The organism is Streptomyces bugieae (genome assembly GCF_036352915.1).
Classification (GTDB): Bacteria; Actinomycetota; Actinomycetes; order Streptomycetales; family Streptomycetaceae; genus Streptomyces; species Streptomyces endophytica.
This window is the reverse complement of the sequence record NZ_JAZBJP010000012.1, coordinates 152,061-173,620: the sequence shown is the minus strand read 5'-3', so window position 1 is coordinate 173,620 and position 21,560 is coordinate 152,061. Positions and strand designations below refer to the sequence as shown.

The window sequence follows — 21,560 nt, the reverse complement described above, 5'->3', positions numbered from 1 at the left end:
AGAGTGAGGCGAAGGCGGGGCAGGAGCAGGGGTGGCGTGAGGGCGAGGCGGGGGCAGGGGGCGGGGGCAGCCCCCGGGCAGCCCCGGGGAGCCCCCGCAGCCCCGGGCACCCCCCACCGAAGCCCCCGGGAATTGCTCGCCCACCCCGTGCGTTGTGTCCCATGGCCGCGCCGAGTGGGCGGTACGAGGAACACGACTGACGAAGGAGCGCGGGGCGCATGGCGGGCACTGTGACGATGTACAGCACCACCTGGTGCGGTTACTGCCGTCGGCTGAAGAGCCAGATGGACCGTGAGGGAATCGCGTACACCGAGATCAACATCGAGCAGGACCCGGAGTCCGCGGCGTTCGTGGAGAAGGCCAACGGCGGCAACCAGACGGTGCCGACCGTGCTCTTCGCCGACGGTACGACGCTGACGAACCCGTCCCTGGCGCAGGTCAAGCAGAAGGTGGGCGTGGCCTGACGGCCGCCCGGCGGGCCGCCTGAGGCCCGCCACCCCAAGGTCCCGGTGAGGGACGGACGTGCACCCCAGGTCCCCGTGAGGAACCGGGACGGACCGACGTGCACCCAGGGTCCCGGTGAGGAACCGACGTGCACCCCAGTCCCGGCGAGGAACCGAAAGGGACCGACGTGCACCTCAGATCCCGGTGAGGAACCGAGAGGGACCGACGTGCACCTCAGATCCCGGTGAGGGACCGAGGTGTACGTGCACCACCGTCAAGGGCCGTCGTCCGGTTCCGTCGAGCAGTCGATGGAATCGGACGGCGGCCCTTTCCTGTGCCCATGCGGCGTCCTGCGCGCCTGCGGCTTCCTGCGCGCGTGCGGTCTCGCCCGCCTCACCCCGTCACGGCTTCGGCAGCGGCTTGCCGTACCAGAGCTCGATCAGGCGGGCGGCGATGGAGATGCCGTAGGGCGGCAGGACCTCGCCGGATTCGAAGGCGGCGCGGAGGTCCTCGCGGGAGAACCAGCGGGCCTCTTCGATCTCCTCGCCGTCCACCTGGATCTCGGACGAGGTGGCGCGGGCCATGAAGCCCAGCATCAGGCTGGAGGGGAAGGGCCAGGGCTGGCTGGCCACGTACTCCACGTCCCCGACGACGACGCCGGCCTCCTCGTAGACCTCACGGGCCACCGACTGCTCGATGGACTCCCCCGGCTCGACGAAGCCGGCGAGGGTGGAGAAGCGGCCCTCGGGCCAGTGGACCTGGCGGCCGAGCAGGGCGCGGTCCTCCTCGTCGGTGACGAGCATGATCACGGCCGGGTCGGTACGGGGGTAGTGCTCGGCGCCGCAGGCGGGGCAGCGGCGGATGTGGCCGGCGGCGGCGATCACGGTGCGTTCGCCGCAGCGGGAGCAGAAGCGGTGCAGCCGCTGCCAGTTCTCCAGGGCGACGGCGTGGACGAGCAGGCCGGCGTCGCGGGGGGAGAGCAGGAGCCCCGCCTCGCGCAGGCCGGCCGGGCGCGCGGACTGGTCGATGCGGCCGGGGAGGCTGTCCTTCTGGAGGGCGAAGTAGCTGACGCCCTCGTCGTCGGTGCCGAGGTAGTAGCGGTGCGCCTCGGTCAGCGGCGCCTCGAAGGACGGCGTCATGATCAGTTCGGTGCGGCCGTCGGGGGTGTCGTCGATCAGTGCCTGGCCGCCGGACACCACGAAGACGCGCGTCGTCGGGTGGCTCCAGGCCGCCGCCAGCCATGCCTCGTCGAGACGGTGGTGGGCGGAGCGGTCGATGCCGCTCGGCGCGCTGAACGTGATCGGCCGGTCGGCGGTGTGCTCGGTCCAGGTGGTCACTGCTGTTTCCAACTCCCCCTGTGGCGTGGGTGATTGCTGCGTACGGGCGCGGAACGGTGCGGCGGGCGCGGGGCGGTCAGGTCCGCTGCCAGGTCTCCGCCAGGTCGCCCCACAGGTGGGCGGCGGTTTCGACGCCCTTCATCAGCAGGTCGAGTTCGACCTTTTCGTTCGGCGCGTGCCAGCCGTCGGAGGGGACGGAGATGCCGAGGAAGAGGACCGGGGCGCCGAGGACGTCCTGGAGGTCGGCGGCCGGGCCGGAGCCGCCCTCGCGGGTGAAGCGGATCTTCTGGCCGAAGGCGCGTCCCATGGCACGGACGACGGACTGGAGCGCGGGGTGGTCGAGCGGGGTGAGGCAGGGCCGGGTGGCGCCCCAGAACGTGATCTCGTGCCGGATGCCGGGCGGGAGCTGGGCTGCGACCCAGTCGCGTACGGCCTGCTGGACGGCGGCCGGGTCCTGGCCGGCGACCAGCCGGAACGAGAGCTTCAGCTGGGCGGTGGACGGCACGATGGTCTTGCCGCCGGGGCCCTGGTAGCCGCCGCCGATGCCGTTGACCTCGGCGGTGGGGCGGGCCCAGAGGCGTTCCAGGGTGGTGGTGCCGGCCTCGCCGAGGGTGGCGTGGGAGTGCGCGGTGCGCAGCCACTCCTCCTCGTCGAAGGGCAGCTCGGCGAAGAGTTCCCGTTCGCGGCCGGTGAGTTCGATCACGCCGTCGTAGAAGCCGGGGACGGCGACCCGGCGGTCGGCGTCGTGGAGGGCGGCGGCCAGCCGGGCGGCCTCGGTGGCGGGGTTGGGTACCGCCCCGCCGAAGGAGCCGGAGTGGATGTCCTGGTCGGGGCCGTACAGATCGATCTGACAGTCCGTCAGCCCGCGCATGCCGGTGCAGACGGTGGGGGTGTCCCTGGACCACATGCCGGTGTCGGAGACGATCACGGCGTCGCAGGCGAGGCGGTCGGCGTGCTTCTCGATCAGGGCGGGGAAGTTCGGGGAGCCGGACTCCTCCTCGCCCTCGATGAGCAGCTTGAGGTTGACGGCGGGCGCGGTGCGGCCGGTGGCGGCGAGGTGGGCGCGGACGCCGAGGGTGTGGAAGAACACCTGGCCCTTGTCGTCGGCGGCGCCGCGGGCGTAGAGCTTGCCGTCGAGGATCTGCGGCGCGAAGGGGTCGGTGTGCCAGCCGTCCTCGCGGGCGGCGGGCTGCACGTCGTGGTGGCCGTAGACGAGCACGGTGGGTGCGGACGGGTCGCCGGAGGGCCATTCGGCGAAGACGGCGGGCAGGCCGTCGCCCTCGGTCTCCCAGATCTCGGCGGTGGGGAAGCCGGTGCCGGTGAGCTTGGCGGCGAGCCATTCGGCGCTGCGGCGTACGTCGGGGGCGCGGTCCGGGTCGGCGGACACGGAGGGGATGCGCAGCCACTCGGCGAGGTCGTCGAGGAAGGCGTCGCGGTGGCTGTCGAGGTACGCGCGGACGGCGCTGTCCGGGGTTGTGCTCATACGACCGAGCCTATCGGCCTTCCGGGGGACGCCGGTCGTCGGTCTCGCCCCGCAGGATGCGTTCGAGTCCGGCGCGGCCGGGGAGGCGGGCGGGCCGGACGATCTCGCCGGTGCGGACGTAGAGGAAGGCGGCGCCGACGGCGGAGGGGGGCAGGCCGTGCCGTTCGGCCCAGGCGAGGCGGTAGATGGCGAGCTGGAGGGGGTCGGCGGTCTGGGTGCGGCCGGTCTTCCAGTCGATGATCTCGTAGCGGTCGCCGTCGGGGCCGCGCTCCTTGTAGACGGCGTCGATCCGGCCGCGGATCACCCGTCCGGCGAGGATCAGCTGGAAGGGCGCCTCGACGCGGTGGGGGGTGCGGTGGGCGTACGGGGTGCGGGCGAACGCCTCCTTGAGGGTTTCCAGGTCGTGTTCGTCGGTGATCCGGTCGGCGTCGGGCACGTCGGCACCGGGCTCGTCGGCGCCCGGCAGCTCGTCGGGGCCGAGCAGTGGCAGGGCGAGCTCTTCGAAGCGGGACTCGACCCAGGCGTGGAAGCGGGTGCCGCGGCGGGCGCCGGGCTGGGGCGGGCGCGGCATGGGGCGGGCCAGCTCGCGGGCGAAGCCGTCCGGGTCGGCGGCGAGGCGGAGCAGCTGGGTGGCGCTGAGTGCGGCGGGCAGCGGGACCTCGCGGACGGTGGCGCGGGAGCGGCGCAGCTCGTCGGCGAGCGCCTCCAGGTCGCGGTCCCAGGAGCCGAGGATGCGGCGCTCCTCGGGGAGCAGCGCGTGCGGGCCGGTGGCCTCGTTGTCCCCTTCGTCCTCGCCCTCGTCCTGGTGGGCGGGGGCCGGGGTGGTGAGGTCCGGTTCGGCGGTGCGCTGGGCGCCGATGCGGGGCCGCGGGGGCGCGGCGGCCGCACCGGGATCGCCCTCGACGCCCGGAACGTCCTGCATGCCCGTAACGTCGTCGAACGGGTCCGCCTCGGGGATCGTGAACGGGTCCGGTTCCTCGAATGGGTCGGCCTCGGGCACGCCGTACGCCTCGTCGTCCTCCGGCAACCCGTACGGGTCGTCCTCCGGCATGCCGTACGGGTCGTCCTGCCACTCCTCCTCCGGCGGGGCCGGCGGCCACTCCGGGTCGTACGCGGGGGACGGTGCGCGGAGGGAGGGGGCGGCGGGCGGCTGGGCGGCCTGATGGCGGGCGAGGTGGGTGCGGACCGCGGCCGCCGCGGTGCGGCGGCGGGTCAGGGCGGCGGGGTCGAGCGGCAGCGGCCAGGCCTGTTCGGCGGCGGCCTCGGCGAGGGTGGGGTTCTCGGCGTCCTCCTCGGGCGGGTCGGCCCAGTGCTCGATCTCGCCGTGGCCGGCCTCGCAGTGTTCGCGCAGCGCCTCCAGGAAGGCGGACGGGCCGCGCGGCCGCTTCTGGTGGGGGCCCCACCAGTGGCCGGAGCCGAGCAGCAGGGAACGGGGGCGGGTGAAGGTGACGTAGCCGAGGCGGAGTTCCTCGGTCTGCTGGTGGCGCTTCATCGCCTCCTTGAAGTCCTTGAGGCCGCGGGCGGCCCACTCCTCGACGTCGGGGAGGGTGGCGGCGTCGCCGCGGAGGGCGTGCGGCAGGACCTTGGCGCGGCTGGTCCAGGACTCGCGGGACTGTTCGCTGGGGAACTGCTTGGCGACGAGGCCGGGGACGGCGACGACGTCCCATTCGAGGCCCTTGGACTTGTGGGCGGTGAGCACCTTGACGGTGTTGTCGCCGCCGGGGAGGGAGCTGTCGAGGCCCTTCTCGTACTGGACGGCGGTGCGCAGGAAGCCGAGGAAGGCGAGGAGGGTGGCGTCGCCGTCGAGGGATTCGCCGCCCTGTTTGGCGGCGAATCCGGCGGCGATGTCGAGGAAGGTGCCGAGGGTTTCGCGGCGGCGGGCGGCGAGGGCGTGCGGGGACGCGGAGAGTTCGACCTCGAGGCCGGTGGTGGCGAGCACCCGGTGGAGGACGTCCATGAGCGGGTCACCCAGGGAGCGCCGGAGGTCGCGGAGCTCGGCGGCGAGGTGGGCGAAGCGCACCCGTGCTTCGGAGGAGAACGGCAGGCCGTCGTCGGTGCCGTCGGCCTCCAGGAAGGTGTCGAGGGCGTCGGCGAGGGAGAGGGTCTCGGCGGGGTCGGTGCCTTCGACGGCCGCGGCGAGGCGTTGTGCGGGGTCGTCGGACGGGCCGCCGTGGTGGACGAGGGTGCGGGCGCGCCGCCCGAGGAGGGCGAGGTCGCGGGGGCCGATCCGCCAGCGGGGGCCGGTCAGGAGGCGGACGAGGGAGGCGTTGGCGGTCGGGTCCTGGAGCACGTCGCAGACGGCGACGAGGTCGGCGATCTCGGGGAGGTGCAGCAGTCCCGAGAGGCCGACGACCTCGACGGGGATGTCGCGGGCGACGAGTTCGCCCTGGATGTGGGCGAAGTCGCCGGCGGTGCGGCACAGGACGGCGATCTCGCCGGGTGGGGTGCCGGTGCGGACGAGGTGGGCGAGGGAGTCGGCGAGCCAGCGGAGTTCTTCGGCGTGGGTGGGCAGCAGGGCGCAGCGGACCGTGCCGTCGCGTTCGGCGCCGGGGGCGGGGCGGAGCGCTTCGACGCCTTCGTGCATGCGGCGGAGCGGGGCGGCGAGGCCGTTGGCGAGGTCGAGGAGGCGGCCGCCGCTGCGGCGGTTCTCGCTGAGGGCGTAGCGGTGGGCGGGGGTGCCGTCCGCGAAGGGGAAGTGGGCGGGGAAGTCGTCGAGGTTGGCGACGGAGGCGCCGCGCCAGCCGTAGATGGCCTGGCAGGGGTCGCCGACGGCGGTGACGGCGTGCCCGGTGGGGGTGCCGTTCGCGGCGCCGAAGAGTCCGGAGAGCAGGAGTCGCTGGGCGACGGAGGTGTCCTGGTACTCGTCGAGCAGGACGACCCGGAATTCGTCGCGCAGGATCCGGCCGACCTCGGGTCGGGTGGTGGCGAGGGTCGCCGACTGGGCGATCTGATCACCGAAGTCGAGCAGATCGCGGCGGCGCTTCTCGCCGCGGTAGGCGGCGACGAGGTCGAGGAGCTCCAGCCGGGCGCGGGCGGTGTCGGGGACCTTGCGCAGGTCGGCGTTGGTGAGCTTGACCCCGTCGAGGGCGGCGAGCAGGCCGGTGTCGTACGCGCGGAGCTCGGCCGGGTCGACGAGGTGCTCGGCGAGCTCGGCGTCCAGGGCGAGGAGGTCCTCCACGAGGGAGGGCAGGGAGGTGGTGAGCGCCGGGTAGGGGCCGGGGGCGGTGCGCAGGGTGCGGGCGGCGAGCTGGAAGCGGGTGGCGTCGGCGAGCAGCCGGGCGCTGGGTTCCAGGCCGATGCGCAGGCCGTGGTCCTTGAGGAGCTGGCCCGCGAAGGCGTGGTACGTCGAGATGCGCGGTTCGCCGGGATCGGCCTCGGCGCTCCCGGGCACGGGCTCCGGGTCGGTCACCCCGGCCCTGACGAGGGCGGTGCGGACCCGCTCGGCGAGCTCGCCGGCGGCCTTGTTGGTGAAGGTCAGCCCGAGCACCTGCTCGGGGGCGACCTGCCCCGTGCCGACCAGCCACACCACCCGCGCGGCCATCACCGTGGTCTTACCGGACCCGGCCCCGGCCACGATGACCTGCGGCGCGGGCGGCGCGATGATGCACGCCGTCTGCTCCGGGGTGAACGGGATCCCGAGGAGCTCCTTGAGCTGCTCGGGATCGGAAATACGCGATGCCACGTAAAAAACGGTAACGGCCCCCACTGACAATCCGCTGCGCTTGGCTGCTCCCCCACGTACCTGGCTTTCCCGCCGCGGGGCGCTGCGCTTTGCGGCGCCTCCCACGTACCTGGCTTTCTCGCCGCGGGTCTTGGTCGCCGTTGCGCGCTTTGCGGCGCCCCGCACGTACCCGGCTTTCCCGCCGCGGGGCTTGTTCGCCGTTGCGCCTGGCGGCGGGCGTGGTGTTGTCGGGTGCGGTGCCGGCCCTCCAGACTCCGTCCTCCGGTCCAGCCCCTCCCGTGAGTGGGAGTTTCTCAGCTGGTTGGGGGCGGGCCTTATCCGTTGCCTGCACGCACGTCGGCACTACGTGCACCCCCTCCGGCCCGTCACCGCACCCAACAACCCACCCAGCCCGCCGCAGGCGCCACGGCGAGAAACCACCGCGGCGGGACAGCCAAGTACGTACGGGTCATTCCACAACGTGGCGCCCCTCCGGCTGCGCGCTGCAAGACGCGCGGAACGCGCAGTGCGTGCAGTGCGTGCCCGTGGCCGGTGTGAAGCGTTCCTCCAGGACGCGGCCGGCGGCGGTGGCGAGGAGGTCGCCAACCCAGTCGCCGTCCGGCGGCGGCTGGGCCTGTACGGCGGGGAGCGCGTCGCCGCCCTCCTTCTGGGGGGCGCCGATGCGCAGGTGGACCAGTTCGGCGCCGCCGGGTTCGGGGGTGCGGCCGTCGAAGACGTCGTCGACCGCGCCTTCGCGGACCGCGAGCTGGTAGACGGCGAGCTGGGGGTGGCGGGCGACCTCGGGGCCGGTCGGTTTCTGCTTGCCGGTCTTGAAGTCGACGACGTAGGCCCTGCCCTGTTCGTCCGAGGCGACGTGGTCCATGCTGCCGCGGATGCGGACCTCGTAGGTGCCGGCCCGGAGGGTGACGTCGAAGGGGTGCTCGGTGGCGACGGGGTCGCGGCCGAGGGCGTCGCGCTCCATGACGTGCCACCGCAGGAAGCGTTCGAGGGCGGCGCGGGCGTGGTCCTTCTCCTGGCGGGACTTCCAGGGGGCGTCGAAGGCGAGCCCGTCCCATACGGAGTCCAGGCGTTCCATGAGGACGGTGAGGTCGGCGGGGGTGCGTCCGGAGGCGACCTCGTCGGCGAGGACGTGGACGACGTTGCCGAAGCCCTGGGCGGCGGTGGCGGGGCTGTCCGCCTTGACCTCGCGGCCGAGGAACCACTGGAGGGCGCAGGTGTTGGCGAGCTGGTCGAGGGCGCTGCCGGAGAGGACGACGGGCAGGTCGCGGTCGCGCAGCGGGACCCGGCTGTGGGTGGGGTCGTTCATGCCCCACCAGGTGTCGGGGTGGGCGGCGGGCACCAGGGGGCGGTGGTCGTCGTCGTGCAGCGCGGCGAGCCGGGCGAGCCGCTGGGCGGCGGCGTCGCGCAGGGCGGGGCTGGCCGCGGGGTCGACGGTGGTGGCGCGGAGTTCGGCGACCAGTGCGGCGACGGAGAGGGGGCGGCGGGGGCGGCCGGTGACGTCCTGGGGGGTGACGCCGAGTTCGGTGAGGAACCGGGAGGGCTGGTCGCCGTCGTCGGCGGCGGCCTTGACGGCGGTGACGACGAGGCGGTCGCGGGCGCGGGTCGCGGCCACGTAGAACAGCCGGCGTTCCTCGGCGAGCAGGGCTCCGGGGGTGAGGGGTTCGGCGAGGCCGTCGCGGCCGATCCGGTCGGCTTCGAGGAGGGAGCCGCGGCGGCGCAGGTCGGGCCAGAGTCCTTCCTGGACGCCGGCGACGACGACCAGCCGCCATTCCAGGCCCTTGGCGCGGTGGGCGGTCATCAGCCGGACGGCGTCGGGGCGGACGGTGCGGCGGGCGAGGGTGTCGGCGGCGATGTCCTGGGCGTCGAGTTCCTCCAGGAAGTTGAGGGCGCCGCGGCCGCCGGTGCGTTCCTCGGCGCGGGCGGCGGTCTCGAAGAGGGCGACGACGGCGTCGAGGTCGCGGTCGGCGTTGCGGCCGGCGGCGCCGCCGCGGCGGGCGGCGCGTTCCAGGCGCTGCGGCCAGGGGGTGCCGTCCCACAGTTCCCACAGGGCCTGTTCGGCGGTGCCGCCGCCGGCGAGGAGTTCGCGGGCCTTGCGCAGCAGCAGGCCGAGCCGCTGGGCGCCGCGGGCGTAGCCGGGGTCGTGGGCGACCAGGCGCTGGGGGTGGGCGAGGGCCCGGGCGATCAGTGCGTCGGAGGGGGGCGGCAGGGCTGCGCCGGCGGCGCGTTCCTCCTCGCGCAGGGCGCGGCCGAGGCGGCGCAGGTCGGCGGCGTCCATGCCGCCGAGGGGGGAGGCGAGCAGGTCGAGGGCGGTGTCGGCGTCGAGCCAGCCCGGTGTGGTGGCGTCGGGGGCGTCCGGGTCCTGGCCGAGGGCGGCGTGGGCCGCGGCGCGCAGGGCGGTGAGCAGGGGGGCGACGGCGGGTTCGTGGCGCAGCGGGAGTTCGTCGCCGTCGATGTCGAGGGGGACGCCGGCGGAGGTGAGGGCGCGGCGGACGGCGGGGATGGAGCGGCCGCCGGCGCGGACGAGGACGGCCATGTCGCGCCAGGGCACGCCGTCCTCCAGGTGGGCGCGGCGCAGGATGTCGGCGACGTTGTCCAGTTCGGCGCCGGGTGTGGGGTAGGTGTACGCCTCGACGCGGCCGCCGTCCCGTACGGGCGTGGGTTCGCGGTGGGCGCGGACCTTGGCGGCCGGGAGGCGGGTGAGCGGCATCCGGTGGGTGAGCTGCCGGGTGGCGGTGAGCAGGGCGGCGCCGGAGCGGCGGGAGGTGCCGAGGACGGCGACGGGGGCGGGGGTGCCGTCGCCGCGGCGGAAGGTTTCGGGGAAGTCGAGGATGCCGTTGACGTCCGAGCCGCGGAAGGCGTAGATCGACTGGTCGGGGTCTCCGAGGGCGACGAGGGTGCGGCCGGGGGTACCGGGGGCGGCGGCCGCCGTGTGGTTGCCGGCGAGCGCGCGCAGCAGTCGTACCTGGGCGGCGTCGGTGTCCTGGTATTCGTCGACGTAGACGGCGTCGTAGGCGGTGGCCAGTTCGGCGGCGACGTCGGGGCGTTCGGCCAGGAGCACGGCGCGGTGGACGAGTTCGGCGTAGTCGAGGATGCCCTGGCCGTCGAGGACGTCGAGGTATTCGGCGAGGAAGCCGGCGGCGGCGTGCCAGTCGGGGCGGCCGGTGCGGCGGGCGAAGGCGCCGAGGGCGTCCGGGCCGAGGCCCAGTTCGCGGCTGCGGGCGAGCACGGCGCGGACCTCGTCGGCGAAGCCGCGGGTGGTCAGGCAGGCGCGGAGGTCGTCGGGCCAGCTGATCGCGGCCCGGCCCTCGCCGGCGAGGTCGGCCTGGCCCTGGAGGAGTTCGCGGACGACGAGGTCCTGTTCGGGGCCGGAGAGCAGCCGCAGCGGGTCGGCGAAGAGGTCGGCGTCCTGGTGGGCGCGGACCAGGGCGTAGCAGAAGGAGTGGAAGGTGGTGGCCTGCGGGATGCCGGCCGGTGCGGGCGGTGTCCCCGGCCCGTCGCCGTGTTTCCCGGGGCGGCGGCGCGGCTTCTCCAGGGTGCGCAGGCGGAGTGCGAGGCGGTCGCGGAGGTCGACGGCGGCCTTGCGGCTGAAGGTGAGGACGAGGATCCGCTCGGGGTCGGCGCCGTCCCGGACCCGGCGGGCGACGGCTTCGACGAGGGTCGTGGTCTTGCCGGTGCCGGGCCCGGCGAGGACCAGCAGCGGGCCGTCGCGGTGGTCAACCACGGCGCGCTGGGCTGCGTCCAAGGTGGGAGGGTCCACCCGTTCCGGCGGCGTGCGGACCAGTCGGTACGCGCCGGAGGCGTCCTGCCGCGCCGCCCGGCGGGGCTGCGTCGGCGGGACGGCCGAGAAGGAGGAGCTCACGTGGATCGCCGGTCCTGAGGAGGGTGCTGGTCGTGGTGCGGATGCGGTGCGGGGCGCGCCGCCGTGCGGGGTGCCGGGATGGCCGGGGGCCGGGCGGCGGGGCCGTGGTGGCGTCCGGCGCCGGGAGGGCGGTGCCCGACGCTACGCCAGTCGGCGCCCGGCCCGCGGACCGGTCCGCGGGCCGCCGGGCCGGGAGGCGGCCGGTGCGGGCGCCGGGCGGCTCAGTCGTCCCACGGGGCGTCCCGCTCGTCCTGCCGGCCGTCCCAACGGGCGCGCCGCATATCGATCTTGGGTATGTGGTCGTCGCTCCCCTGCGACGCGGCCCGCAGCGGGGTGCCCTCGTCGCGGTAGTGGGCCAGGGCGCGCAGTTCGCTGCCGGGCAGCAGCCGCCCGTCGGCGCGCACCACCCGCCACCAGGGGACCGCTCCGCCGTAGAGCGCCATCACCCTGCCGACCTGTCGGGGGCCGCCCACCCGTCGCCCACCACCGCCCTCCGCTGGAAGCCCTTCGGGCTGCCCCTCTTCTGCGAGATATTCCGCGACATCGCCGTACGTCATGACCCGGCCGGCCGGGATCAGCTCGGCGACGGAGAGCACCCGCTCGGCATAGGCGGGCAGCTCCCCGGCGTCGGCGCCGGGCGCCGTGTCTCCGGTACCACTCATTCGGTCCATCCTGCCGCACGGCACCGACAATGGGAGCGGACGCATGGTCCACCACCCTTCGGAAACGCCGGCGGCGGCCGCCACCGGACCCGGCGCGGTGGCAGAGGTTCCGCTTCCCGTCACCCCGAAATGCACCCTGATGCCCCCCTCCACCGGTCGGCCGTGCCACCATCTTCCGGACGGTGACTGGTGATACGAGATCAAGAAGAGACGGCCGAGCAGCAGGGCGCGGCGCCTCCACGGGAGGCGGGCGCCCCTGAAGCGCTGCCCGTCGAGGGGAAGCACCAACGGAGGCCGGCCACGGCTTCCGCTACCGAAAAGGCGAGCACGATCAAGAAGGCCGAACGACCGGGGGCGTCCCAGAGGCCGGAAGGGCCCAAGGAGCCCGCACCACCCAAGGGACACGAGGAGGAGCCGAGGAGCGACCGGCAACAGCAGCAGGCCAAGGACGACGCGCACGTGGAGCACGGCAAGGGCGCCGAGCCGGGCCCGGTCGCGGCCCGTGGGACGTCCCGGGCGGGTTCGCACCGCGACGGGGCGGCCGCCGACGAGCACGGCGAGTTCCACGTCGACCGGGTCTCCGGCGACGAGCCGCTGCTGCCCGCCCGGGTGCACCGGCCCTCCGACCTGCTGCGGCTGCTGCTCGGCATGGCCGGCATCGCCCTGGTCCTCGGTCTGGCCACGTTCGCGCACGGCACCACCGCGGGCCTGGCCCGGGACATCGGCACCGGCGCGCGCGCCACTCCCCCGCTGCTGATCAATCTGGCCGGGCTGACCGCCAGCGTCGCGGTGCTGATCGTGCCGGTGGCGTTCGCCGTCGAGCGGCTGGTCAAGCGGGACGGGCTGCGGATCGCGGACGGTGTGCTCGCCGCCGTCCTGGCGCACGGGGTGTCGCTCGCCACCGACCTGTGGGTGGCCGAGTCCGCCCCGGCCTCCATCAGGGTGGCGCTGACCCAGCCGCTGGCGAACGGCTCGCTCTCCGCGCCGGTGCACAGCTATCTGGCGCCGGTGATCGCCTACATGACGGCGGTGGGCATGTCCCGGCGGCCGCGCTGGCGGGTCGCGATGTGGGGCGTGCTGCTGCTCGACGCGTTCGCGGTGCTGGTCGGCCGCTACACCACCCCGTTCGCGATCATCACGACGGTGCTGATCGGCTGGACCGTGGCGTTCGGCACCCTCTACGCCGTCGGCTCCCCCAACGTCCGCCCCACCGGGCAGAACCTCCTCGCCGGGCTGCGCCGGGTCGGCTTCCGCCCGGTCAGCGCGCTGCGCGCGGAGGACACCGCCAACCCCGAGAACAACGAGCACGCCGACCGCGGCCGCCGCTACCTCGTCACCCTGGAGGACGGCCCGCCGATCGACGTCACCGTGGTCGACCGCGAGCAGCAGGCCCAGGGCTTCTTCTACCGGGTCTGGCGCCGGCTGTCGCTGCGCGGCATCAACCAGCGCCGCAGCCTGCAGTCGCTCCGCCAGGCCCTGGAGCAGGAGGCACTGCTGGCGTACGCGGCCATCGCGGCCGGCGCCCACGCCCCCAAGCTGATCGCCACCTCCGAGCTCGGCCCGGACGCGGTGATGCTGGTCTACGAGCACATCGGGGGCCGCACCTTCGACTCGCTGGCCGACGAGGAGATCACCGACGCGCTGATGCACAGCGCCTGGCGGCAGGTCGAGGCGCTGCAGTCGCGGCGGATCGCGCACCGGCGGCTGGTCGGCGACGCGCTGCTGGTGGATCGTTCCGGCAACATCGTGCTGACCGAGCTGCGCGGCGGGGAGATCGCGGCCGGTGACCTCGTGCTGCGGATGGACATCGCCCAGCTGCTGGTCACTCTGGGCCTGCGGGTCGGCGCGGAACGGGCGGTGGCGGCGGCCGTCGAGGTGCTCGGCCCGGACGCGGTCGCGGACAGTCTGCCGCTGCTCCAGCCGATCGCGCTGAGCCGCACCACCCGGGCCACGCTGCGCCAGCTGGCCCGCGAGCGTGCCAAGCGGGAGCGGGAGGCGGTGCTGGCGGCGTCGCAGGCCGCCAAGGAGGCGCGGGAGGCCCGGGAGGCGGCCCCGAAGGACCGCAGGACGCTGCGGGCCGAGCGGCACGCGGAGAAGAACGCCGAGAAGCGGGCCCTGGACGAGGCGAGCGAGGAGGCCCGCGAGGAGGACCTGCTGGCCCAGATCCGCCGGCAGGTGCTGCTGATCCGGCCCACCGCGGTGATCGAGCCGGCGAAGCTGGAGCGGCTCAGCCCGCGGATCCTCATCAGCTGGATCGCCGGTGCCTTCGCGGTGTACCTGCTGCTGTCCCAGCTCACCAACTTCAACCTCGGCGACGTCGTCAGCGAGGCCCAGTGGGTGTGGGTGCTGGTGGCGATGTTCTTCTCGGCGACGACGTACATCGCGGCGGCGATGAGCCTGTTGGGGTTCGTCACGGAGAAGGTGTCGTTCGTCCGGACCATGATCGCGCAGATCGCCGGCAACTTCGTGAAGCTGGTGGCGCCCGCCGCGATCGGCGGGGTGGCGCTCAACACCCGCTTCCTGCAGCGTGCCGGGGTCCGGCCCGGGCTGGCGGTGGCGAGCGTCGGCGCCTCGCAGCTGTTCGGGCTGGGCAGCCACATCCTGCTGCTGCTGGCCTTCGGCTATCTGACCGGCACCGAGCAGACCCAGGACATCTCGCCGTCCCGTACGGTCATCGCCGGGCTGCTGACCGTGGCCGTGCTGGTGCTGGTCGTCACGGCCGTGCCGGTGCTGCGGAAGTTCGTCTCGACGCGGGTGCGGTCGCTGTTCGCCGGTGTGGTGCCGCGGATGCTGGACATCCTGCAGCGGCCGCGGAAGCTGGTCACCGGCATCGGCGGGATGCTGCTGCTGACGGCGGCGAACGTGATGTGCCTGGACGCGTCGATCCGGGCGTTCGGCGGCGGCGACAAGATCAGTTACGCGAGCATCGCGGTCGCCTTCCTCGCCGGCAACGCGCTGGGGTCGGCCGCCCCGACACCGGGCGGTGTGGGCGCCGTCGAAGGTGCGCTGATCACCGCGCTGACCATCGCGGGCCTGCCCGGCGACACCGCGTTCCCGGCGGTGCTGCTGTTCCGGCTGATGGTCTTCTGGCTGCCGGTCCTGCCGGGCTGGCTGGCCTTCACGTATCTGACGCGCAAGGGCGAGATCTGACCCGCCCGGCCGCCCCGGGCCCCTGGGGCGGCCGGGCACAGCCGGGTAACGCGAAGGCGCCGGTCCGTGACGTACGGACCGGCGCCTTCGGCGCCGTCAGGGCGCGGTGATCAGCCCAGCGACTCGATCAGTGGACCGGATTGATCAGTAGACCGGCTTCTCCGGCTCGACCGTGTTGACCCAGCCGATGACGCCGCCGCCCACGTGGACCGCGTCGGCGAAGCCCGCGGACTTCAGGACGGCGAGCACCTCGGCGGAGCGGACGCCCGTCTTGCAGTGCAGGACGATCTTGCGGTCCTGGGGGAGGTCCTGGAGGGCGGTGCCCATCAGGAACTCGTTCTTGGGGATCAGCCGGGCGCCGGGGATGGAGACGATCTCGAACTCGTTGGGCTCGCGGACGTCGATGATGTCGATCTTCTCGTCGGCGTCGATCCACTCCTTGAGCTGCAGCGGAGTGATCGTCGAGCCGGCCGCCGCCTCCTGGGCCTCCTCGGACACGACGCCGCAGAAGGCCTCGTAGTCGATGAGCTCGGTGACGGTCGGGTTCTCGCCGCAGACCGCGCAGTCGGGGTCCTTGCGGACCTTGACCTGACGGTACGTCATCTCCAGCGCGTCGTAGATCATCAGGCGGCCGACGAGCGGGTCACCGATGCCGGCGAGCAGCTTGATGGCCTCGTTGACCTGGATGGAGCCGATGGAGGCGCACAGCACACCGAGGACGCCGCCCTCGGCGCAGGAGGGCACCATGCCCGGCGGCGGGGGCTCCGGGTACAGGCAGCGGTAGCAGGGACCGTGCTCGGACCAGAAGACCGACGCCTGACCGTCGAAGCGGTAGATCGAGCCCCAGACGTACGGCTTGTTCAGCAGCACGCAGGCGTCGTTGACGAGATAGCGGGTGGCGAAGTTGTCGGTGCCGTCCACGATCAGGTCGTACTGGGCGAAGAGCTCCATGACGTTCGTGGAGTCGAGGCGCTCTTCGTGGAGGTTGACCGTGACGTACGGGTTGATGCCCAGCACCGTGTCCTTGGCGGACGCGGCCTTGGAGCGGCCGATGTCCGCCTGGCTGTGGATAATCTGGCGCTGCAGGTTCGACTCGTCGACCTCGTCGAACTCCACGATGCCGAGGGTGCCGACGCCGGCCGCGGCCAGGTACATCAGCGCGGGCGAGCCCAGGCCGCCGGCGCCGACACAGAGCACCTTGGCGTTCTTCAGCCGCTTCTGCCCGTCCATTCCGACATCGGGAATGATCAGGTGGCGGGAGTACCTGCGGACCTCGTCGACGGTGAGCTCCGAAGCGGGCTCGACCAGGGGTGGCAGCGACACGGATGACCTCATCAAGGGGGTTGGTCGGTATCTGAGGACTGGTTGTCTTCCCGTAACACTGCCACGCCCTTCTTCATTCCGAGACACCCGTTCCGATGCGCGAGACGAATTCGTCCCAGTAGCCGGGCAGTGATTCCCAGGCGGTTCCGACGGCGTCGGCGGCCCCGCCCCGGCGGTCGGTGAGGTACACGGTGCCCGCACCTTGCCAGCGGGCGATCCGCAGCGCTTCGTCCAGGTGTGTCCGCGGCACGCTGTGCACGAGGTGGCAGAACCGCTCCGGAGGGTGGTCGGCGGTCCACTCCGCCACCTGTGACCAGCGGTAGTCCGCCCATCGGCCGGCGAAGGTGACGAGTTGGTCGGCGGATTCGGCGTAGCCGGGGTGCGGGTGGCTGCCGTGCCCGAGGACGAGGTGGCCGTCCGGGCACAGGACGCGCAGGGCGGCGGTGATCCGCCGGGTGGCGGGCAGCAGGGCCCGGTCCGTGGGGGTGCGGTCCAGCCAGAAGCCGTCGACGCGGTACCACTCCAGGTAGCGGTGGGCGTCGGAGAGCAGCTCGCCGAAGGGGCGGGTGCCCCGGCCGAGGTCCAGGCGTCCCAGTACCCGGACACCCGTCTCACGCAGGCGGGCGGCGGCCGGGGCGCAGTGCGGGTCGGGGCGGGCGCCGGGCCCGTTGGACACGTCGAGCACCGCCCAGTGCACCAGGCCCGGCCCGCAGTGGAGCAGTCCGGCCCATTCGGTGGGCGCGAGCAGCGGATGGGCGAAGCCGGGCACGCCCAGGCCGAGCGGGGCGGCGCCGGTCGGGGCGCGGGTGGGGCCGGCGGGGGTGGTCAGATGCGACACGCGGCCTCCATCCAGATGTCGGCGAGGGACTCCTCCAGGACGATCCGGGGGCGCCAGCCGAGCCGGTCGCGGGCGGTGCGGACGTCGGCCTGCTGCCAGGTGCCGCAGCCGTCCGGGTACGGGTAGGTGGCGGGCGGCGAACCGACCGGGTGGTCGCCGGCCGGGCCGGGGATGACGAGGCGGGCCGGCGGGGAGTCGAGTTCGTGCAGCGCGCCGCCGAAGCCGGCGACCCGGGCGAGCACCGAGGCGGCCTCGCGCAGCCGTACCGCGCGGCCGGTCCCGATGTTGACGACGCCCTGCGCGGCGGACAGCGAGGCGGCGTGCACCGCGCGGGCGACGTCGCGGACGTCGACGAAGTCCCGCTGCACGCCGAGCCCGCCGAGCTTGAGTTCGTTGTCGCCGGACTGCATGGCGCGGCGCATGGCCTCGGCGAGCCGGCCGAGCGGGGAGCCGGCCGGGGTACCGGGGCCGACCGGTGAGAAGACCCGGAGCACGACCGCGTCGAGGCCGGAGCCCAGGACGAGTTCGGTGGCGGCCAGTTTGCTGACGCCGTACGGGCCGCCGGGGCGCGGCACGGCGTCCTCGGCGGTCGACGAACCGGGCTGCGAGGGACCGTACTCGGAGGCGCAGCCGAGGTGGACCAGGCGGGCGCCGCAGCCGCTGCGGCGCAGCGATTCGCAGATGGTGGCGACCGCGACGGTGTTGTGCCGGGTCAGCTCGCGGGCGCCGCCGCGGGTGGCGCCGGCGCAGTTGATGACGACGCCGGGGTGGACCGCGTCGAGGAAACGGGTGAGCGCCCCGGGGCTGCCGGTGGCCAGGTCGAAGCGGACGTCGGCGTCGTCGCCCCGGCCGAGGGCGGTGAGCTGGACGGCGGGGTCGGCGAGCAGGCGGTCGGCGACATAGCGGCCGAGGTAGCCGTTGGCGCCGATGAGCAGCACCCTCATCGTGCGACCCCCCGGTGCCGTCGGGCTTCGGTCGGGTGGACGTTCATGTGGCGTGCTCCTAAGGAGGATGGTGGGAAGTGCGTGCGCTCCGGCCGGGGGGTCGGCGTCCGCCGTGGTGACGGGGGCCGGGTGGGGGGCGCGGTCCGCGGCGGGCGGGCCGCCGCGGCCGGAGGTGCCGGGGAGGCCGTTGCCGGGTGCCTCCGCGGCGGTGGTGCGTGGTGCGGGCGCCCGGGTGGGGCGGGCTGGGGGTACGGGCCGGTGGCCGTCGGGAGGGTCACGGCCGGGGCGCCTTCGCGGGGCGCGCGGGGGCGGGTGAGTGCGCGCAGGCGCCGGTGAGCGCCCGCAGGCCGTACGCGAGGAGGCCGAGGGCGGCGGCGGTGCAGGCCAGGGCGGGGACCGCGGCCGGTCCGACGGCGGCGGCGAGCGCCCGGACCGGGGCGTCGAGCGGGGGCGCGCCGGGGAGCCGGGCGAGCAGGGCGAGGGCGGGTGCGAGCGCCTCCAGGGCGGCGGCCGCGGCCAGGCCGAGGGCGGCGGCCTCGGGGAAGCCGTGGACGGTGAGCAGCCGGGCGAGGAAGAGCAGCAGCCCGAGGGCGAGGATGGCCACCACCGGGAGGGCACCGCCGTCGCTCCCGTCGAGGGCCGCCCGGGCGCCGAGGAGCAGCGCGGTCAGCGCGGCCAGGAAGAGCAGGGTGGTGCCGAGCAGCAGCGGCCGGATGCGGCTCGCGAACTCGCCCAGGCCGCGGCTGGCGGCCAGGGCCCGGCGGCCGCGTACGGCGAACCAGCGGGCGCAGCCGGCCGCGGGGAGCACGGCGAGGGCGAGTGCGACGGCGGCGGCGAGGGCGGGGCGGGGGTGGGCGGCCGGCAGGTCGGGGCCGCCGGGCAGCAGTCGGGCGAGCAGCCGGTCACCGGCGAGCGTGTAGCCGACGGTCCAGCAGGTCCACAGGGTGGTGGCGCGGGGGCCGGTGCCGGGGTGGCGGGGGCGGAGCGGTCCGGAGCGTACGGCCAGCCGGACGGCGAGGGCGGTCAGCACCAGCCCGGTGACGCCAACAGCCGTACGGGCCTGGGGTGTTGCCGCGCTACCGAGGGAGGCGAGGGCGGCGAGGGTGGCGGCGCAGAGGGCGCCGGGGAGGAGGTGCAGCGTCGCGGCGCAGCGTCCCCCCCACCCCCGAACCCACCCCCCGCCCCCTCCCCCGAAGGGGGAGAGGGGGGAGGGGGCGGGGGAGAAGATCCGCGGCCTGCCGGCACCCTCGGAGCACCTCCTCCCCGCCCCCCCGCCGGCGTACGGCGGGCCCGCCGCTCCACCGCCGTAGGGCCGCCCCGTCAGGGTCAGGCCGCCGACGTACGGCGTTCCTTCCGCGCCGACGTACGGCGTTCCGTCCGCGTCGTCCAGGGGATGGCCCCCCGTCCCGCGGTCCGCCCCACCGTCCGCCCCCCACTCCCCCGCCGTGCCGTCCAGGGCTCGCTCTGCCGCGCTCGCGCCCGGGCGGGCCGCCGTTCCCACCGTGCCGGGTTCCGCGCGCGGTACGCGGGCGTAGAGCTCCTCGGCGAGGGAGAAGACGTCCCGGTGCCGGAAGCGGGCGGCGGTGCGGTCGGTGACGCCGTGGGCCTCCAGGCCGGCGGCGATCTCCAGCGGGTCGACGGCGTGGGCGCAGAGCGCCTGGTGACGGTGCATCAGGGCGCGCACGGGGTCGGCGGGGCCGCGGCGGGCGGCGCGGGCGGTGGCGGCCTTGCGGGGCTCGGGGGCGGGCTCCGCGGGGCCGTCGGCCGCGCTGTTCCGGAGGGCGCCGGGGGTGCCGCTGTCCGGTGCGGTCATCGTTCGTCCCCCCTCACCGGGACCGCCGACGCGTGGGTGGCGCCTACGGAACGGCCTGCGGAACCGCCTACGGAACCGCCTGCGGAACGGATGCCCGCGGCGTGCTCCCGGGGCGGGCGGCGGCGGAGGCCGTCCCGGTTGCCGGCGTGGGCCACATCGGCCATGCCCGTCACCAGGGCCACACCCACCACCCCCATCGCGCACATCACGTCCAGCACACCTGTCACCACTGCCGACACCCCTTCCTCTCCGTCACGCCCACCGCGGCCGCCTCTCGCCCTCTTGGTCCGTGGGCCGCTCCGCCCCGTCCCTCGCCGCTCATGGCACCGCCCAGCTCGGCGTCCGGCCGGCCGGTGCGGGGCCGGTCCGGGCGGCCGCGCCGGTGCCGGCCCAGCGGCCGGGGACGTGCGATTCGGCGGGCCGGGCGAACGGCTGCGGTACGCCGTGCGCGTCCCGGTCCCGGGCGCCGTCCGGGCGGGCCGGGGCGTGCGAGATCAGCTCCAGGTAGATGCCACGAAATGCCGCGGTGTTCTGCTCGACGGTGAACAATTCGAGCGCCCGGGACCGGGCGGCCGCACCCAGCCGCGCCCTGCGTTCCGGGTCGCGGAGCAGCGCGCCGCAGGCCTCGGCGAGCGCGCGGGGGTTGCGCGGCGGGACCACCAGCCCGGTGCCGCCGATGACTTCGCAGACCGCACCGGCGTCGGTCGACACCGTGGCGCGGCCGCAGAACATCGCCTCCACCAGGGAGCGCGGGAAGCCCTCGACGACGCTGGAGAGCACCACTACGGAGGCGGAGGCGTAGGCGTCCGCCGGGGTGGGCGCGTCGGGGCTGCCGATCTCCTCGAAGCTGACCGGGTTCTCGCCGACGGTGACCGCGTCGGCCGCCTCGTCCGGGAAGAGCTGGGCGGCCAGCGCCCGGCAGTGGGCGAGGTAGCCGGCTGCCCGGGGGTCCCGGCCGAGGCCGCCGATGATCCGCAAGGTGGCCTCGGGTTCGGCCCGGCGGACCTCGGCGAAGGCGTGCAGCAGCGCGATGAGGTCCTTGGCGGGCTCGACCGCGCCGACCCACACCAGGGTCTTGGAGTCGTCGGCCGCGGCGTCCGCGACGGCGGCGAACGGCGCGGCGTCCATGCCCGGGTAGACCGTGCGCAGCCGCTCCCGGTCCGCGCCGCAGCGCTCCTGCCAGCGGCGGGCGTGGGTGTTGCCGGGGGTGATCAGGGCGGCCTGGGCGTAGGTCTCGGCGGTCAGTGCGCCCTGGAAGGCGGCGAGCAGAGCGCGCACCGGGGCGCTCAAGGGCGCCGCGGCGCGCGCGAGGTAGTGCTCGCGCAGCCGTACGCCGCACTCGGTGACCAGGAGAGGGGTACCGAAGAAGCGTTTGACCAGGAGACCGGGGAGAGCGGCCGCTCCGCCGGAGGTGGCGTGGCAGAGGTCGGCGCCGTCGAGGCCGGGGGTGTCCCCGTCGCCGTACCAGTCCAGCGACAGCGGGCGCAGGGTGCGTTCGAGCCGGTCGGCGACCGTCAGCAGGTCGCCCACCTGGGCGCCGTGCGCGGCGGGCAGGGCCCGGGGGCCGTGGCAGACCGATTCCAGTCGGCGCACGGCGTCCTCGGAGCGCAGCAGGGCGGGCAGTCCGCCGCCGTCGCGGGCCTGTTCGGCGAGTCCGTAGAGACCGCTGGCGAAACGGTCCGCCTTCCTGGTCAGGGCGTTTTCGGGGGGTGTCGAGGCGAACGCGGTCACCAGGTCGCCGAAGTGCTCGGCGAAGCGGCGGCGGGCCCGCCGTCCGGGTAGGCGGCCGCGGCGCTCGTCCGCGGCCCGGTGGTGCCCGGCGGGGAAGTCGCCCCAGAGGGGGGCGTGGCGCACCCGGGCGTGCCCGGGCAGGACGGGCCGGCCGCGTTCCCTACGGGGGTCGGCGCGCAGGGCGTAGATCTCGAAGTCGTGGCCGGTGAGCCCGCGTACGAGCCGGTCGCACCACGCGTGCGACTCACCCGGCGCGTACGGATAGCCACCCTCGGTGAGGAGCCCAATGCGCAC

General features: G+C 74.8%; 12 protein-coding genes. 2 read left to right on the top strand and 10 right to left on the bottom strand.

Features of this window, described 5'->3' with window-relative positions; genetic code table 11:
* The first annotated feature begins 218 nt into the window (after window positions 1-218).
* Window positions 219-464, top strand: coding sequence for a mycoredoxin (locus V2J85_RS20910; RefSeq protein ID WP_030417138.1), 246 nt, complete (start codon window positions 219-221; stop codon window positions 462-464).
* A 381-nt stretch (window positions 465-845) separates the two neighbouring features.
* On the opposite strand, the gene nudC is transcribed toward V2J85_RS20910, so the two are convergent.
* From nudC to V2J85_RS20885, 5 genes are all read right to left on the bottom strand, one after another.
* Window positions 846-1,781 carry an NAD(+) diphosphatase gene (gene nudC, locus V2J85_RS20905; protein WP_261955810.1) on the bottom strand — a complete coding sequence of 312 codons (936 nt, stop codon included), beginning with the start codon at window positions 1,779-1,781 and terminating at the stop codon, window positions 846-848.
* A 76-nt stretch (window positions 1,782-1,857) separates the two neighbouring features.
* Window positions 1,858-3,264: a dipeptidase gene (locus V2J85_RS20900; protein WP_330822428.1), complete on the bottom strand. Its 1,407-nt coding sequence runs from the start codon at window positions 3,262-3,264 to the stop codon at window positions 1,858-1,860.
* A gap of 10 nt (window positions 3,265-3,274) precedes the next feature.
* The gene (locus V2J85_RS20895) at window positions 3,275-6,946 is read right to left on the bottom strand and encodes an ATP-dependent helicase (RefSeq protein WP_330822427.1); all 3,672 of its coding nucleotides are present in this window, start codon (window positions 6,944-6,946) and stop codon (window positions 3,275-3,277) included.
* 448 nt (window positions 6,947-7,394) lie between these two features.
* Window positions 7,395-10,805, bottom strand: a complete 3,411-nt coding sequence (locus V2J85_RS20890; RefSeq protein WP_419836812.1) for an ATP-dependent helicase — start codon at window positions 10,803-10,805, stop codon at window positions 7,395-7,397.
* Window positions 10,806-11,026: 221 nt separating this feature from the next.
* Complete coding sequence (locus tag V2J85_RS20885; RefSeq protein ID WP_315975451.1) at window positions 11,027-11,467, bottom strand: MGMT family protein; 441 nt, start codon at window positions 11,465-11,467, stop codon at window positions 11,027-11,029.
* A gap of 189 nt (window positions 11,468-11,656) precedes the next feature.
* Here V2J85_RS20885 and V2J85_RS20880 point away from each other — a divergent pair, with 189 nt between their 5' ends.
* A complete protein-coding gene (locus V2J85_RS20880; RefSeq protein WP_330822426.1) occupies window positions 11,657-14,617 on the top strand; it encodes a flippase-like domain-containing protein in 2,961 nt (986 codons plus the stop codon).
* A 144-nt stretch (window positions 14,618-14,761) separates the two neighbouring features.
* On the opposite strand, the gene moeZ is transcribed toward V2J85_RS20880, so the two are convergent.
* From moeZ to V2J85_RS20855, 5 genes are all read right to left on the bottom strand, one after another.
* The gene (moeZ, locus tag V2J85_RS20875; RefSeq protein WP_261955816.1) at window positions 14,762-15,940 is read right to left on the bottom strand and encodes an adenylyltransferase/sulfurtransferase MoeZ; all 1,179 of its coding nucleotides are present in this window, start codon (window positions 15,938-15,940) and stop codon (window positions 14,762-14,764) included.
* Window positions 15,941-16,013: 73 nt separating this feature from the next.
* The gene (locus V2J85_RS20870) at window positions 16,014-16,778 is read right to left on the bottom strand and encodes a spherulation-specific family 4 protein (protein ID WP_261955817.1); all 765 of its coding nucleotides are present in this window, start codon (window positions 16,776-16,778) and stop codon (window positions 16,014-16,016) included.
* Window positions 16,766-17,722 (bottom strand): NAD-dependent epimerase/dehydratase family protein, encoded by a 957-nt coding sequence (locus V2J85_RS20865; RefSeq protein WP_261955818.1) that lies wholly within the window; start codon window positions 17,720-17,722, stop codon window positions 16,766-16,768. Before V2J85_RS20865 ends, V2J85_RS20870 begins: the two co-directional genes overlap by 13 nt.
* A gap of 274 nt (window positions 17,723-17,996) precedes the next feature.
* Window positions 17,997-19,535: a hypothetical protein gene (locus V2J85_RS20860; RefSeq protein ID WP_330822425.1), complete on the bottom strand. Its 1,539-nt coding sequence runs from the start codon at window positions 19,533-19,535 to the stop codon at window positions 17,997-17,999.
* 318 nt (window positions 19,536-19,853) lie between these two features.
* Window positions 19,854-21,560: a DUF3492 domain-containing protein gene (locus V2J85_RS20855; RefSeq protein ID WP_261955820.1), complete on the bottom strand. Its 1,707-nt coding sequence runs from the start codon at window positions 21,558-21,560 to the stop codon at window positions 19,854-19,856.

Coding starts and splice junctions, on each gene's coding strand:
- V2J85_RS20910 (WP_030417138.1), top strand. CDS start 219: ATGGCGGGCACTGTGACGATGTACAGCACCACCTGGTGCGGTTACTGC.
- V2J85_RS20900 (WP_330822428.1), bottom strand. CDS start 3,264: ATGAGCACAACCCCGGACAGCGCCGTCCGCGCGTACCTCGACAGCCAC.
- V2J85_RS20865 (WP_261955818.1), bottom strand. CDS start 17,722: ATGAGGGTGCTGCTCATCGGCGCCAACGGCTACCTCGGCCGCTATGTC.
- V2J85_RS20885 (WP_315975451.1), bottom strand. CDS start 11,467: ATGAGTGGTACCGGAGACACGGCGCCCGGCGCCGACGCCGGGGAGCTG.
- V2J85_RS20860 (WP_330822425.1), bottom strand. CDS start 19,535: ATGACCGCACCGGACAGCGGCACCCCCGGCGCCCTCCGGAACAGCGCG.